The sequence below is a fragment of the Lysobacter sp. Root916 genome, assembly GCF_001429785.1.
Classification (GTDB): domain Bacteria; phylum Pseudomonadota; class Gammaproteobacteria; order Xanthomonadales; family Xanthomonadaceae; genus Lysobacter.
In genome coordinates this window covers 179,277-193,892 of record NZ_LMJF01000011.1, presented here as the reverse complement: position 1 = coordinate 193,892, position 14,616 = coordinate 179,277, and the positions used below count along the sequence as shown (strand labels likewise).

Here is a 14,616-nt window from a genome sequence, read left to right as displayed (position 1 = left end):
CGCGCCGCCCGGAGCGCTCGTCCAACGTTCCGGGCGGCACGGGCTTCACGCGGGCCTAGGGGACCAGCGTGCCGAACACAGCCTGCGAGCGCGCGTCGTAGATGCGCAGCCACAGTCCATTGCGCGATTGCTCCGCGTAGCGCTGCGCCAGCGGCAGCACCGCTTCCAGTGCGGCTTCGGGGCTGAGGTAATCCTGCGCCAGTTCCGCGATCGCGGTGGTCAGGGCCTTGCCTCCGTTGCCGTTCCGCAGCTTCAGTTCGACGCGAAACATGGCGCTTCCTTGCTCTGAATAAGGCGTCCCCGGCCCAGCTCCGACAGTTCCTGTCTCGGCGTCCGTCTCCGTGGCGCGGCGTCCTGCCGGTGCCTAAGGCCGTGCTGTCGGGGACGAGCTCAATGTGCGCTTTTCGTGACTCAGATAACGTCATCCGAGCGCTCGATCGTTTGTAGGATTTTTCCTACCCCTCGCGCGCGGGCAATCCGTCCAGACGCGGCTGCAATTCCGCGAAGCCCGTGCGCATGGCGTCCAGGAATACCTTGACCCGCGCGCTGCGGCGCAGATCCGGATGGGTCAGCAGCCACAGGTCCGAGCGCAGCTCCGGTATCGGATCGCCGACCCGCACCAGTCGCTTATCGCCGTCGCACAGATGGCAGGGCAATACCGCCATGCCGATCCCGGCCGCGGCCGCGTCGCGCAGCGCGAGCAGGCTGTTGCTGCGTAGCACCGCGGTCTCGTGATAGCCGCGCTTGATCCCCCACTGCGCCATCGCGATATGCGACAGGCTGTCGTCCGGCACCACCCAATCCTGCTCGCCCAGGTCGGCGCCCGCGCGCAGTTTGAATTTGCGCGGCCGGTACACCGCCGCCGCGATCGTCGCGATCTTGCGCCCGATCAGACTGTCCGGCGGTTGTCCGCCGGGGCGCAGCGCCACGTCGGCTTCGCGGCGGCTGAGGTCGCGGGTGGCGTTGTCGGCGGTCAGTTCCAGCACGATGCGCGGATAGGCCTGGCGGAACCGCGCCAGCAACGGCGGCATCAGGCCGCTCAGCAGGGCCTCGGCCGTGGTCACGCGCAAGCTGCCGGCCGGGCGCGCGTCCAGGCCCGAGAGCCGGCGCTCGGTGGCCTCGATACGCTGCTCGATCTCGGCCGCCACCGCGATCACTTCCTCGCCGGTTACGGTCGCCGCATAGCCGTCGCGCGCGCGCTCGAACAGGCGCGCGCCGAGCTTACGCTCGATCTCGTTGATGCGCCGGAACACCGTGGGGTGGCTCACGCCCAGCCGCTTGGACGCACCGTTGAGCGAACCGGCGCGGCCGACGGCGAGGATGAAACGGTAGTCGTCCCAGGACAGGCGTTGTTCATTCATGCAATCACCGCTTGCATTCTTGTCGGAATGTATTTCACTGATGAACATCCTAACCTGCTCCGCAGACGCCCGGCACGGGCGCCGCCTTCCCCTAATGGAGCACGCACATGTCGCAACGCCTCGACACCAATACCCTGCTACCCAGCGGCCTCCAGGCCCTGGGCGCCCTGCACAGCGCGGTCGAACGCAGCGGCCTGGAAACCGCGCTGATCGACCTGATCAACGTGCGCGCCTCGCAGATCAACGGCTGCGCCTACTGCCTGTGGCTGCACACGCGCGAGGCCATGGCCCACGGCGAAACCGCCGAACGCCTGCAGTTGCTGCGGGTGTGGGACGAAGGTCCCTTCAGCGAACGCGAACGCGCCGCCCTGGCCTGGACCGAAGCGGTCACGCGCGTGGCCGACGCGCCGGTCGCCGACGCGGTCTATGCGCGCGCGCTGGCCGCGTTCGGCGAACAGGACCTGGGCGCGCTCAATTACGCGGTGATCGCGATCAACGCCTGGAACCGTCTGGCGATTCCGTTCCGCAAGACACCGCCGGCCACCCGCGCCGCCAACGCGGCATGAGGTTGAGGGGGCGAGTAACGACGGTTGGCGCGCCTCAGAATCGGTAGCGCGCCAGCCGCCCCAGCCGGCGCAGCCAGCTCCAGCGGTCGTAGGCGCGGTAGACCCAGCGTTGGCGCGCGGGCAGACCCAGCACGTCGGGGCGTTCGCTCAAGCGCGGCTCGTCGACGAAGGTCAGGCGCGGATGCCAGTCCTCCATCTCGCGCGGATCGTCGACGCCCCAATCGCCGAAGCGCGCGCCGGTGCTGCGGCCGACCCAGGAGCGCCGCAGCAGGCGCAGGGCGAAGCGGCTATAGATGTCGCACAACCATTCGCCGCGCGGGAAGCGGTCGATCACGCGCTTCACCAAGTCGCGCGCGTCGGCCTCCTCCAGATACGGGAACAGGCCTTCGCTGATCACCAGCGCCGGGCGGCCGCCGGCGATCGGCGCCAGCCAGTCCGGATCGGACGCGTCCACCGCCAGCATGCGGTAGCTGCCGTAACGCTCGGGCAGCAACTCGCGACGCAGTTGGATCACCTGCGGATAGTCGATATCGATCCAGTCCAGATCGGCGGGCGGATTGATCCGGAACACGCGCGTGTCCAGGCCGCAGCCCAGGTGCAGCACGATGGTGTCGGGATGCTGCGCCAGCCATTCGCGCGCCCACTCGTCCAGCACCTTGGCGCGCAGGGCGATGCCGGCGATCTGGCCGGTATTGAGCGGGAAGCGGCCGAAGTCGTAGTCGATCCGGCGCACGATCTCGTCGGCCAGTTCGTCGTGCAGCAGCGGCTGCGCCGAACGGTTGTCCAGGGCCTTGGCGTAGAGCGTGATCAACAGCGTCTGCTGGGCGCCTTGCAATTGCACGTGCTTCCTCCCGCCTAGCGACGGGGCCGCCGCCGCGCGTCCGTTCGCGTCGGCATTCGCCCCATACGCGATCTTGCGACGGCGCATGTGAGGATCAGGCGTAGACGCGGCAGCGGCATCCCGGACGGGTCGCGAGCGAACCACGCGACCGCATTGTCGGCTTCGCGCGATCGGCGTAGCATGATCGACAAGCCCAGGGACAGACCCGGGGCTACTCACCGTGAGGGAGCCTCATGGACTACGACTACCTGGTTTTCATCGGGCGTTTCGAACCGTTCCACAACGGTCATGCTGCCGTCGCCCGCCTCGCCCTGAGCAAGGCCCGCAAGGTCATCTTCCTGGTCGGCTCGGCCGATACCCCGCGCACCACCAAGAACCCGTTCACCGTGGCCGAACGCGCGGTGATGATCCAATCCGCCTTGGGCGACGCCGCCGAACGCTTGATCGTGCGTCCGCTGCGCGACCGTCTCTACAACGAAAGCCGCTGGATCGCCGGCGTGCAGCGCGCGGTCGCCGAGGCGATCGCCCAGGACGGCGGAGACGCGCAGGCGCGGGTGGGCCTGATCGGTCAGGACAAGGACACCTCCAGCTACTACCTGCGCGAGTTCCCGCAGTGGCAACTGGTCGACGTGCAGCACACCGCCACCCTGTCGGCCACCGAGCTGCGCCGCTATCTGTACGAGGCCAATCAGCTCGACAGCCACGGCGGCCTGATGCTGATCCGCGCCAACGTGCCCGGCCCGGTGTTCGACATGCTCGAGGCCTTCCGCAAGAACTCGCCGGCGTTCAAGCAACTGGTCGCCGAGCACCAGTTCATCGACACCTACCGCGCGGCCTGGGCCGACGCGCCTTACCCGCCCACCTTCGTCACCACCGACGCGGTGGTGGTGCATTCCGGCCACGTGCTGCTGGTGCGGCGCCGCGCCGAGCCCGGCAAGGGCCTGTGGGCGCTGCCCGGCGGCTTCGTCGGCCAGGACGAAAGCCTGCTCGACGCCTGCCTGCGCGAGCTGCGCGAAGAGACCCGGCTGAAGATTCCGCTGCCGGTGCTGAAGGGATCGATCCGCCACCAGCACGTGTTCGACCACCCCGAACGCAGCCAGCGCGGGCGCACCATCACCCACGCCTTCCATTTCGACTTCCCCAGCGGCGAGCTGCCCGACGTGCGCGGCGGCGACGACGCCGACAAGGCGCGCTGGATTCCGGTCAGCGTGGCGCTGGAGATGGGCCCGCAGCTGTTCGAAGACCACCTGCACATACTCGAGTTCTTCCTCGGCCGCGGTTGAACCGCCGGCCGCCCCCGCCGGCGGACAGACCGCCGGTCATCCCGACGCGAAGGAGCTTCCCGTCATGCAATGCCTGAACAACCTGCTGCTCAACACCGACAGCTACAAGGCCAGTCACTGGCTGCAGTATCCGCCCGGCACCGACGCCACGTTCTTCTACGTCGAATCGCGCGGCGGGGTCTACGATCGCACCGTATTCTTCGGCTTGCAGGCCATCCTCAAGGAATACCTGGGCAAGCCGATCAGCCACGCCGATATCGACGAGGCGCGCGATCTCTACGCCGCGCACGGCGAGCCCTTCAACGAAGCCGGTTGGCGCTACATCGTCGATCACCACGGCGGCCTGCTGCCGCTGCGCATCCGCGCGGTGCCCGAAGGCACGGTGGTGCCGACCCATCAGGCCCTGGTCACGATCGAATCCACCGACCCGCAGGCGTATTGGGTGCCGTCCTACGTCGAGACCCTGCTGCTGCGCCTGTGGTACCCGGTGACGGTGGCCACGATCAGCTGGCACGCCAAGCAGACCATCCGCCAGTTCCTGGAACGCACCAGCGACGATCCCGAAGGCCAACTGCCGTTCAAGCTGCACGACTTCGGCGCGCGCGGCGTATCCAGCGCCGAATCGGCCGCGCTGGGCGGCGTCGCCCACCTGGTCAACTTCATGGGCACCGACACCGTCGCCGGCCTGCTCGCGGCGCGCGCCTACTATCACGAGGCCATGGCCGGCTATTCGATCCCGGCCGCCGAGCACAGCACCATCACCAGCTGGGGCCGCGAGCACGAGGTCGACGCCTACCGCAACATGCTGCGCCAGTTCGCCAAGCCCGGCGCGATCGTGGCCGTGGTTTCGGACAGCTACGACATCTTCCACGCGATCCGCGAGCACTGGGGCAAGACCCTGCGCGAGGAAGTGATCGCCTCGGGCGCGACCGTGGTGATCCGCCCCGACTCCGGCGACCCGGTCGACGTGGTCCACCAGTGCCTGAGCCTGCTCGACGAAGCCTTCGGCCATACCGTCAACGGCAAGGGCTACAAGGTGCTCAACCACGTGCGCGTGATCCAGGGCGACGGCATCAACCCGACCAGCATCCGCGCGATCCTGGAACGCGCGACCAGCTACGGCTACGCCACCGACAACCTCGCCTTCGGCATGGGCGGCGCGCTGCTGCAACGCTTGGACCGCGATACCCAGAAGTTCGCGCTCAAGTGCTCGGCCGCGCGCGTGAACGGCGAATGGATCGACGTCTACAAGGACCCGGTCACCGACAAGGGCAAGGCCAGCAAACGCGGTCGCATGACCCTGCTGCGCCATCGCGAGTACGGCCACTTCAAGACCGTGCCGGTGCCGGCCGAGGCCGCGACGCTGGAAGATCTGACTCGGCCGGCCGGTTACGACGACGCCATGGTCACGGTGTGGGAGAACGGCCGCCTGCTGCGCGACTGGCGTTTCGACGAGGTGCGCGCCCTGGCCAACGCCGCGCGGCTGTAAGCGCGGGCGCCACGGGCCCGTTGGCGCGGCGTGCCAGCCGCGCAACGCTGCTTCTTCCCGGCGCCGATTGCGCGGCGCCGGGGCTGCGCGGACACTGCCGCTCTGGCCCGCGTGGCCTGCCGCCCGAGAGCCCGATGGACATGCTGCTGCACCTGATCGAAAGCTACGGCCTGCTTGTGGTCTTCGTCGCCGTGCTGCTGGATCAGGGCGGGCTGCCGGTGCCGGCCTACCCGCCGATCATCGTCACCGCCGCGATCGCGGTCGACCGCGGCGAGAGCCTGCTGGCGATCGTGCTGGTCGCCTCGGCCGCCGCGGTGGTCGCCGACTGGCTGTGGTTCCTGGGCGGGCGCCGGTTCGGCAATGCGCTGCTGAAGCTGATGTGCCGACTGTCGCTGTCGCCGGATTCCTGCGTGCTGATGACGCGCGGCGTGTACGCGCGCTGGGGCGCGCCCTCGCTGATCCTGGCCAAGTTCGTGCCCGGCTTCGCCGCGGTCGCGACCACCCTGGCCGGCGACACCGGCACCAGCACGCGCCGCTTCCTGCTGTTCGACGCGATCGGCGCGCTGCTATGGGCCAGCGTGGCGGTGGCGGTGGGCGCGGTGTTCCATCGCGCGGTCAACGACGTGCTCGAGCGCCTGGAAGCGCTGGGCCACTACGCGCTGCCTGTGTTGCTGGCGCTGATCGCGGCCTTCGTGGCTTACAAGTGGGTGCGCCGGCAGTGGTTCCTGCGCCAGTTGCGCATGGCCCGGATCACGGTCGGCGAGCTCTACCGCATGATCGAGGACGGCAGCGGCCCGACCATCCTGGACGTCCGCCGCGCCGAGAGCCGCGCCGAATCGGGCTGGATCCCGGGCGCGATCTTCGTCGCCACCCTGTCGGACGCGCCGTTGATACCGGCCGACGAAGTGATCGTCTATTGCGACTGTCCCAGCGAGGCCTCAGCAGCGGTGCTGGCGCAGGAACTCAAGCGCCGCGGCTACAAGCGCGTGCGCCCGCTCGCGGGCGGCTTCGCGGCCTGGGCGGCCGAAGGCCACGCGATCGCGCGCGACTGAAGACGCGCGCTCAGTCGGGCGCGCGCTCGTACAACTCCAGCGGCAGTTCGTCGGGGTCGGCGAAGAAGGTGTAGCGCCGGCCGGTGTATTCGTCCACCCGCACCGGCTCCACGCTCACGCCATGGCCCTGCAGGGTGCTCACCGCGGCCTCAATGTCGACCACCTCGAACGCCAGGTGGCGCAGGCCGCGCGCCTCTGGGTAGGACGGGCGCGGCGGCGGATCGGGAAACGAGAACAGCTCCAGCTGGCTGCCGTCGGGCAGGGCCAGGTCGAGCTTGTAGGAGTCGCGCGCCGCCCGGTAGGCCTCGGCGATCACCCGCAGCCCCAGCACCTGGGTGTAGAAGTGCTTGGAGCGCGGGTAGTCGGAGCAGATCAGGGCAACGTGATGGAGGGCGGAAATCCGCATGACGGTGGTCGCAATCGGGCGAGCCCCATTCTAGGGCGGGCATCGCCAGCTCGGTGCGGCCCCGCCTTCACGCCACGATCGGCATGCCGGTTCGACCGTGCCTGCGGGGCCGCGGCGCGGCCGCGTCGACATCGCCTGCACGACGATCTGAGACAATTCGGGCAGGACGAGCCGCATCCCCCACGACATCGCCCGACCCTGGTTCGAGACACTGGTCCAAACCACAGGCTGTCGCAATGCCGTCCACCCAACTCGCCGCCGACCTGACGCAGTCGCACCTGCGTTTCATCCGCCGCATCCGTCGCATGCGCAGCATCGGCCTGGGCTTGGGCATGCTGTGCGTGGGCTCGGGCCTGTACGCCACCGACGCGCCGGCGGCGGTGTGGGCGCTGCTGGCGTTCAACGGCCTGGTCTGGCCGCACCTGGCCTATTGGCTGTCGCGCCGCAATGCCCACCCCGACCGCTCCGAGTTCCGCAACCTGACCGTGGACTCGGCCATGGGCGGGGTCTGGATCGCGCTGATGCAGTTCAACCTGCTGCCCTCGGTGCTGTTGGCGGTGATGCTGACCATGGACAAGCTCAGCGTCGGCGGCCCGCGCTTCGCCTCGCGCGCGCTGCTGTGGATGATGGCCGCCTGCCTGATCGTGGCGGCCTTGAACGGTTTCGCGTTCGCGCCGCACAGCGGGCAGATGGAGATCCTGGGCTCGCTGCCGCTGCTGATCGCTTACCCGCTCACCATCGGCATCGCGACCTGGGAGCTGGGCCACAAGGTGCGCCTGCAGAACAAACTGCTGCGCGAGGTCGCGGTGGTGGATTTCGCCTCCGGCCTGGCCAATCGCCGGCATTGGCTGGAAGTGGTGCGCGGCGAGCTCGCGCGCCACCAGCGCACCCAGCGGCCGGCGACCTTGATGATGATCGACATCGACCACTTCAAGCAGATCAACGACAGCCAGGGCCACACCGTCGGCGACCAGGTCATCGAGGAATTCGCCGCGCTGCTGCAGCATTGCCTGCGCGAGACCGACACCGCCGGCCGCTACGGCGGCGACGAGTTCGCGGTGGTGCTGCCGGGCTCCGACCTCAACGAGGCCCAACACGTGGCCGAACGCGCCCTGGAGCGCGTGCGCGAGCGCCTGTTCGCGCAGGGCCTGCGCTGCTCGATCAGCATCGGCGCGGCCGAAGCCGGGCCGAGCACGCCCGACGCCGGGTCCTGGATCCGCAAGGCCGACAAGGCCCTGTACCGGGCCAAGGCCGCCGGCCGCGATCGCGTCGAACTGGCGCAATGATGCCGCCGCCTGGCGGATACTGGTCCCCTTCCCCACCGGATCGCGCATGACCGTCTACGTCGACGATGCCGTCTGGCCCTGGCGCGGCGCGCGCTGGGCCCACCTGATGGCCGATACCCTGGACGAATTGCACGCCTTCGCGCAGCGGCTAGGGATTCCGCGGCGCGCGTTCCAGAACAAGACCAGCGGCGCCCACTACGACGTCGACACCGCGATGCGCGAACGCGCGATCGCCCTGGGCGCGGTCGCGATCTCGCGCCATCGCGATCGCGAGCTGGTGCATGCGGTGATCGCCAACGCCAAGGCGCAAGGCCGCGGCGAGCGGCCTTGATCGGACGCGTCGCCGCGGCGAGCGGCCTTGCGCGCGCCTAGGACTTGAGCTTGTAGCCGGTGCGGAAGATCAGCCAGATCGCCAGCAGGCACAGCAGCAGGAAGGCCGCGGTCATGCCCACGCTGACCGCGATGCTGACGTCGGACACGCCGTAGAAGCTCCAGCGAAAGCCGCTGACCAGGTACACCACCGGATTGAACAGCGACAGCTTCTGCCACAGCGGCGGCAGCATGTGGATGGAATAGAAACTGCCGCCCAGGAAGGCCAGCGGAGTGACGATCATCATCGGCACGATCTGCAGCTTCTCGAAGCCGTCCGCCCAGACCCCGATGATGAAGCCGAACAAGCTGAAGCTGACCGCGGTCAGGACCAGGAAACCGACCATCCAGAACGGATGCGCGATCTCGAACGGCACGAACAGGCGCGCCGTGGCCAGCATGATCGCGCCCAGGATCACCGACTTGGTCGCGGCCGCGCCGACGTAGCCCAGCACCACCTCGACGAAGGAGATCGGCGCCGACAGGATCTCGAAGATGGTGCCGGTGAACTTGGGCATGTAGATGCCGAAGGAGGCGTTGGAGATGCTCTCGGTCAGCAGCGCCAGCATGATCAGGCCCGGCACGATGTAGGCGCCGTAGCTGATGCCGTCGATGGCGACCATGCGCGAGCCGATCGCCGAGCCGAACACGATGAAGTACAGCGAGGTCGACAGCACCGGCGAGGCGATGCTCTGCATCAGGGTGCGCCAGGTGCGGTGCATCTCGAAGTAGTAGATGGCGCGGATCGCGTAGACGTTCATGGCGTCGCTCCGCGCGCGCTGGAGCGCACCAGGCTGACGAAGATCTCCTCCAGCGAGCTCTGCGTGGTCTGCAGGTCCTTGAAGTCGATGCCGTGCTCGCCCAAGCAGCGCAGCAGCGCGGCGATGCCGGTCTCCTCGGCCTGGGCATCGAAGGTGTAGACCAGTTCCTGACCGTCGGCCGACAGCTCCAGCGGCAGCCCGGTCAGCGGTTCGGGCAGCCGTTGCAGCGGCGTCTGCAAGTGCAGGGTCAGCTGCTTCTTGCCGAGCTTGCGCATCAGCGCCGCCTTGTCCTCGACCAGCACGATCTCGCCGTGGTTGATCACGCCGATGCGGTCGGCCATTTCCTCGGCCTCCTCGATGTAATGCGTGGTCAGGATCACGGTCACGCCGCTGGCGCGCAGCGCCGACACCATGTTCCACATGTCGCGGCGCAGCTCGACGTCGACCCCGGCGGTGGGCTCGTCCAGGAACAGCACCTTGGGCTCGTGCGCCAGCGCCTTGGCGATCAGCACCCGGCGCTTCATGCCGCCGGACAGGGCCATGATCTTGGCGTCCTTCTTGTCCCACAGCGACAGGTCGCGCAGCACCTTTTCCAGATGCTGCGGATTGGGCGGCTTGCCGAACAGGCCGCGGCTGAACTTGACCGTATCCCACACGCTTTCGAAGGCGTCGGTGGACAACTCCTGCGGCACCAGGCCGATCTTGGCGCGCGCGGCGCGGAAGTCGCGCAGGATGTCGTGGCCGTCGACGCGCACCGTACCCGAAGTGGGATTGACGATGCCGCAGACGATGCTGATCAGGGTGGTCTTGCCGGCGCCGTTCGGCCCCAACAGGGCGAAGATCTCGCCCTGGCGTATCGCCAGATCCACGCCTTTGAGGGCCTGGAAACCGCCGGCGTAGGCCTTGGTCAGGCCGACGATGGAGACGATGGCTTCGCTGGACGCGCGGTCGGGCGCTGGCGCGGTCGAGGGCATGGCAACTCCGTCAGGATCGGTGCGACGACAGCGGGGCGGCGCCGGCGGCGCGGGATCCGCCGACCAGGTCGAGCGTCGCCACTCTACCCGACCCGGCGCGCACGCACTGTGCAGCGGACGGCGTCGCGCTCAGGCCGCGATCGCGAGTTCCTCGCCATGCCGCTGCGCGGCATGGTCCTGCAGCACGCGATCGAGCAGCTTGCGCTCCAACAGGGCCAGTTCGAACGGCAACTGCTCGGGCGTAGGCGTCGCTCGCGCGACCACGGGCGCGGGTTGCGGCAGCGGCGCCGTCCGCAGGCAGCCCATGCCATACAAGGTCTCGCGCACGGCGGTGTCCAGGTCGGTGCGCGGCTCCTCGCCGAGGAAGCCGAGCAGACGACGGTTGTCCAGCCGCACCGGCTCCATCCACAGCCGGCGCTGTTCGGCGATGTCGCGGAACATCGGCAGCAGCGGCGAACTCATGCGCAGCAGGGCCCAGGGGAAGCGCTTCACGCGCAGGCCGGCGCGCCCGAGCGCGCGCGCGATCGCCGCGGTCATGGCGCTGCCGTCGGCGTCCCAATGTCCGCCGACATGGAAACGCTCGTAGGCGTCCAGGCGCTCCTCCTGTTCGACCAGGCGCAGCATGGTTTCGGCCAGATCCGGCAGATAGCACCACTGGTGACCGATGCCGACGCGGCCGGGGTAGCGCACGCCGCTCACCGCGCGGCCGGGTTCGACCATGGCCTGGGCGAACCAACTGTGGCCGGCGTGCGGCCCGAAGTGGTCGCCGCTGCGCACGATCAGGGCGCGCGCGCCCTGCTCCACCGCGTCGCGCAGGCGCCGCTCCATCTCCACCCGCAACGCGCCGCGCCGCGTCTGCGGCTGCTGCGGCGCGTCCTCCGCCACCGACGCCGAGGGCGCGTAGTTGCTGGCGCTGCCCGGCAACAGCAGACGCGCGCGGCCGGCGATGGCGGCGTCCAGGCTGTGCTGCAGCATGCTCAGCGACTGCGTATCGCCGTCCTGGAACACGGACGGGTTCACCGCATGCACGATCAGCGACGCGCCCTTGGCGGCCTGCATCACGTCGTCGCGCTGCATCGCGTCGCCGCGCCACCAATAGATGCCGTTGCCGCGGCGCCCGGCCATGCGGCTGCGGTGCTGCAGCGCGTGCACTTCCCAGCCACGCTGGACCAGGCGCACCGCGACTTCTCCGCCGATGCCGCCGCTGGCGCCCAGGACCAGGGCGCGTCTGTTCGAGTTCATCCTGCCCTCCGTTGCCTGCGCCGGTCGCGACACGACCGGCCTGTGGCATACCTTGGCATCGCGGCCATGGCGGCGTAACTGACGAATGTCATCCGCTGCGTACGCAGGTCGCATGCATCGTGTGCGCGCCGTCGCGAGAACGATCGCTGCCGCACAGCACGCCCCGCGGACAGGCCGCACGCTCGCGCTAGGGCCGCATGCGCGAAGCGAGGCCGGGATCGGCTTGACGTTGGTTGGCGCCAGCGAGCGCGCTGGACCGGCCGCCGGAGTTTCCGTCGCCTGGTCTTGAGCGCCGGCCACCGGCACTACGCTTCCGGGCCGGGCGGCGGGCCGCATGAGCACGAGCCTGACGATGTCGCATCGCCGCGGCTTGCTGCCGGGTGTGTGCGCGACCGGCGCGTTTCTCGCCGACCGCCTGCGCGCGCCGGAGCCCGGCGCCCGATCGACGCGTCCCGATCAGCGGCGCGCGCCGCGCTCGATCAGATAGCGGCGTACGTCGTCTGTGCGCGCCTGATTCAGCGGCGAGCGCCACACCGGCGCCGCGCCCGCATGCGCACGCACCGCTACGCCCAGGTTGACGTCCGCGCCGCGTTCGACCAGGTAGGCGACCGCACGCGCATCGCCGCTGCGCGCGGCGTTGATCAGCGCGGTCTCGTCGTCTTCGACGATGGCGTCTATGTCCGCGCCGGCTTCGACCAGGCGGCGAACCACCGCTAGGTTGTCGCGCTGCGCGGCGGCCGCGATCAGGGCGTTGCCGTCGCCGCGCACGCGCAGGTCGACCTGGGCGCCCAGGCGCAGCAGCTCGGCGACCAGGGCCGGATCGCGCCGGCGCGCGGCCTCGATCAGGGCGGTGCCGTCGCCGGGCACGGCCGCGTCGACGTCGGCGCCGCGCGCGACCATGTGACGCAGCGCGGCGATGCGACCGGCCCTGACCGCGTCGATCAAGGCCGCGCCGTCCTCGGCGGCGGCGCTGGCCGGTTTCAGCAGCATCGAGGCCAACAGGCCCAGCACCAGCGCCGCATAGAGCGCGGCGCGAATCGGATAGCGGATACGCATGCGGGCAGCTCCGGAACTGTTGCGCTCAGCGGCGCGGGCGATTGGGGTCGTAGCCGGCGTCGATCAGCACGCGTTGCACCGCGCGTTGTTCGTCGGCCGTGGCGGCCTGGTGATACAGCTTCATCACCACGCCTTCGTTGGATGCGACCAGCAGGCTCTTCAGCACTTCCTGGCGCAGCAGCGGCGCGCTGCGCACGTTCGGATACAGGGCCAGCAGATCGCGGGTGGCGTTGGCGGTGCCCAGGGCCTGGATCGCGGCGATCCGGGTGCCCGAATCGGTGGAACTGTTGGCGACCTCGGCCAGCACCTCGCTTTGCCCGGCCACGCCCAGCGCCTGCAGCGCGCCGCGGCGCAGGCTCGCGTTCGAACTGCGGCGCGCGACCTCGGCCAGATCCTGGTAGCTGCCCGCCACGCCCATCGCCTTGAGCACCAGCAGCTTGCGATCGGCCTGCGGCACCGCGGCGTAGACCTGGCGCAGCTCGTCGCCGGCGTTGGCCACCGCCAGCATGCGCACCGCACGCTCGGACAGCAGCGGATCGTTGCCGCGCGCGACCACCGCCACCTGCGCCAGCGCGCCGGCGTCGTCCATCTGACTGAGCAGGAACAGCGCGCGTTGCTTCAGGCGCGGCGCACCGTTGCCGTTGAGCAGGGCCACCAGTTTCGGGATCGCCTGCGCGGGCGGCTGCCGCAGCAGCGCGGTCAGCGAGTCGTCGCCATCGACCACCGGCGCCTGGTTCCTGCCGTGCAGCAGCTGCGCGGCGTCGCGGTTCCAGCGGCTGCGCGGGAACTCGCCACGCAGGCGCTTGACCAGCGCGGTCGCCTCGTCGTCGCGGCCGGCGCGCATGAGCGCGTAAGCCTGCCAATAGATGGCCGCGTCGACCGCATCGGGCTCGCTCTGGCGCAGGCGCCGTTCGAGATCGGCGAAACGCAGTTGCGCGCCCCTCCAGTCGCCCGAGCCCAGGGCGCTGTGGCCCTGCCAATACAGGGCGTTCATCTCGCCGCCCGGATCCAGCGGCGCCGCCGCCAGGGGCGCGGCGAACAGCAGCGTGGCCAGGGTCAGCGCCGTCAGGCGCGGACGCAGTGGGATGTGGCGGATCATGTCGTCGCTCCTTCCTGCGCGGCGGCGCTGCCGCTGCGCTGTTGCAAACGCGCTTCGACCGCGCGCACCTGGAACACCAGATCGCTGCCGTCGACATAGTCGCGCAGCGCGTTTTCTTGTTCGACGCCCGCGGCGGGCGTTCGGTTAGCCAGTTCGATCAGGGTCGGCTCCAGCGAATGCAGGAAGCCGGCCAGCGCGCGGTCGCCGCGCTCGGCCGCGGCGGCGGCATAGAGACGGTTGTCGTCGACCAGATCGCGCACATAGGCCGGATCCATCGGCGCCAGCGCCCCGCCCTCGTTGTTGACCACGCTCAGCAACAGGCCTTCGGTGCTGCGCAGATGTCCGGCCACGTAGGCGTCGAGCACGCGGTCGGCGCGGTCGTTGCCGGCGCCCTCCGGCGCGCGCGCGGGCACGGGCGCGGCGGGCTGGGCCGCGACCGGCTCGGCCGGCGGCATCGGGTCGCGGCCTGCGAACGGCAGATAGATCGCCAGCGCCAGCGCCGCGGTCGCGGCCAGGCCGGCGCCCCAGGCGCGCAGACGGCGGCGTGGCCGCGCATGCGCGCGCGCGGTCGCGCGCGGCGCCGACGCGGTGGCCGCCGCCGGCGCCTCGGCCAGACGCGGCTGCAGGCGCTGCCACAGCCGCGCTTCCAGGTCCGGATCGTAGGGCGGCAGCGCGTCGGCGTCGGCCGCGGCCAACAGCTGGCGCAGGCGCTGATAGCGCGCGGCGAGCTCGGGCGAGGCGGCCAGCGCGGACGCGATCTCGCGCAGACGCTCCGGCGCCAGGCCGTCGCGGTAGTGGTACAGGATCAGGTCGTCGTCGCGGATGGACATG

At 70.0% G+C, this 14,616-nt stretch carries 16 protein-coding genes; 6 read left to right on the top strand and 10 right to left on the bottom strand.

The features are described 5' to 3' along the window. Window positions 1-55: 55 nt before the first annotated feature. Window positions 56-271, bottom strand: a complete 216-nt coding sequence (locus ASE35_RS08520; protein ID WP_056178169.1) for a hypothetical protein — start codon at window positions 269-271, stop codon at window positions 56-58. A gap of 184 nt (window positions 272-455) precedes the next feature. Next, window positions 456-1,361: a LysR family transcriptional regulator gene (locus ASE35_RS08515; protein WP_057163577.1), complete on the bottom strand. Its 906-nt coding sequence runs from the start codon at window positions 1,359-1,361 to the stop codon at window positions 456-458. A gap of 107 nt (window positions 1,362-1,468) precedes the next feature. Between ASE35_RS08515 and ASE35_RS08510 the strand changes: the two genes are divergently transcribed. Further along, window positions 1,469-1,927 carry a carboxymuconolactone decarboxylase family protein gene (locus ASE35_RS08510; RefSeq protein WP_056178165.1) on the top strand — a complete coding sequence of 153 codons (459 nt, stop codon included), beginning with the start codon at window positions 1,469-1,471 and terminating at the stop codon, window positions 1,925-1,927. A gap of 34 nt (window positions 1,928-1,961) precedes the next feature. Here ASE35_RS08510 and ASE35_RS08505 read toward each other — a convergent pair whose 3' ends face one another. Continuing rightward, window positions 1,962-2,768 (bottom strand): class I SAM-dependent methyltransferase, encoded by an 807-nt coding sequence (locus ASE35_RS08505; RefSeq protein WP_162250648.1) that lies wholly within the window; start codon window positions 2,766-2,768, stop codon window positions 1,962-1,964. A gap of 233 nt (window positions 2,769-3,001) precedes the next feature. Here ASE35_RS08505 and ASE35_RS08500 point away from each other — a divergent pair, with 233 nt between their 5' ends. The 3 genes from ASE35_RS08500 to ASE35_RS08490 all read left to right on the top strand — a co-directional run bounded on the left by ASE35_RS08500 (window position 3,002) and on the right by ASE35_RS08490 (window position 6,592). Beyond that, entirely contained in the window at window positions 3,002-4,051 is a 1,050-nt protein-coding gene (locus tag ASE35_RS08500; protein ID WP_057163576.1) for a bifunctional nicotinamide-nucleotide adenylyltransferase/Nudix hydroxylase, read from the top strand. A gap of 64 nt (window positions 4,052-4,115) precedes the next feature. Next, on the top strand, window positions 4,116-5,540 hold the full coding sequence (locus tag ASE35_RS08495) for a nicotinate phosphoribosyltransferase (RefSeq protein ID WP_057163575.1): 1,425 nt from the start codon (window positions 4,116-4,118) through the stop codon (window positions 5,538-5,540). Window positions 5,541-5,674: 134 nt separating this feature from the next. Next, window positions 5,675-6,592, top strand: a complete 918-nt coding sequence (locus tag ASE35_RS08490; RefSeq protein WP_057163574.1) for a rhodanese-like domain-containing protein — start codon at window positions 5,675-5,677, stop codon at window positions 6,590-6,592. A 10-nt stretch (window positions 6,593-6,602) separates the two neighbouring features. Here the strand turns inward: ASE35_RS08490 and ASE35_RS08485 are convergent, their stop codons facing one another. Next, window positions 6,603-6,998 carry a VOC family protein gene (locus ASE35_RS08485; RefSeq protein WP_057163573.1) on the bottom strand — a complete coding sequence of 132 codons (396 nt, stop codon included), beginning with the start codon at window positions 6,996-6,998 and terminating at the stop codon, window positions 6,603-6,605. Window positions 6,999-7,234: 236 nt separating this feature from the next. Here ASE35_RS08485 and ASE35_RS08480 point away from each other — a divergent pair, with 236 nt between their 5' ends. Beyond that, complete coding sequence (locus ASE35_RS08480; RefSeq protein WP_057163572.1) at window positions 7,235-8,284, top strand: diguanylate cyclase; 1,050 nt, start codon at window positions 7,235-7,237, stop codon at window positions 8,282-8,284. A gap of 46 nt (window positions 8,285-8,330) precedes the next feature. After that, window positions 8,331-8,615 (top strand): DUF4031 domain-containing protein, encoded by a 285-nt coding sequence (locus ASE35_RS08475; RefSeq protein WP_056178150.1) that lies wholly within the window; start codon window positions 8,331-8,333, stop codon window positions 8,613-8,615. Window positions 8,616-8,652: 37 nt separating this feature from the next. On the opposite strand, the gene ASE35_RS08470 is transcribed toward ASE35_RS08475, so the two are convergent. The 6 genes from ASE35_RS08470 to ASE35_RS08445 all read right to left on the bottom strand — a co-directional run bounded on the left by ASE35_RS08470 (window position 8,653) and on the right by ASE35_RS08445 (window position 14,615). Next, a complete protein-coding gene (locus ASE35_RS08470; protein ID WP_056178148.1) occupies window positions 8,653-9,414 on the bottom strand; it encodes an ABC transporter permease in 762 nt (253 codons plus the stop codon). Then, window positions 9,411-10,388, bottom strand: a complete 978-nt coding sequence (locus ASE35_RS08465) for an ABC transporter ATP-binding protein (protein WP_057163571.1) — start codon at window positions 10,386-10,388, stop codon at window positions 9,411-9,413. Before ASE35_RS08465 ends, ASE35_RS08470 begins: the two co-directional genes overlap by 4 nt. Window positions 10,389-10,517: 129 nt before the next feature. After that, window positions 10,518-11,630: an NAD-dependent epimerase/dehydratase family protein gene (locus ASE35_RS08460; protein WP_082611187.1), complete on the bottom strand. Its 1,113-nt coding sequence runs from the start codon at window positions 11,628-11,630 to the stop codon at window positions 10,518-10,520. 456 nt (window positions 11,631-12,086) lie between these two features. After that, entirely contained in the window at window positions 12,087-12,686 is a 600-nt protein-coding gene (locus tag ASE35_RS08455; protein ID WP_057163570.1) for an ankyrin repeat domain-containing protein, read from the bottom strand. A gap of 25 nt (window positions 12,687-12,711) precedes the next feature. Then, window positions 12,712-13,785 (bottom strand): hypothetical protein, encoded by a 1,074-nt coding sequence (locus tag ASE35_RS08450; RefSeq protein ID WP_057163569.1) that lies wholly within the window; start codon window positions 13,783-13,785, stop codon window positions 12,712-12,714. Next, entirely contained in the window at window positions 13,782-14,615 is an 834-nt protein-coding gene (locus ASE35_RS08445) for a hypothetical protein (protein WP_057163568.1), read from the bottom strand. The genes ASE35_RS08450 and ASE35_RS08445 overlap by 4 nt, the downstream gene beginning before the upstream one ends. Window position 14,616 lies beyond the last annotated feature (1 nt).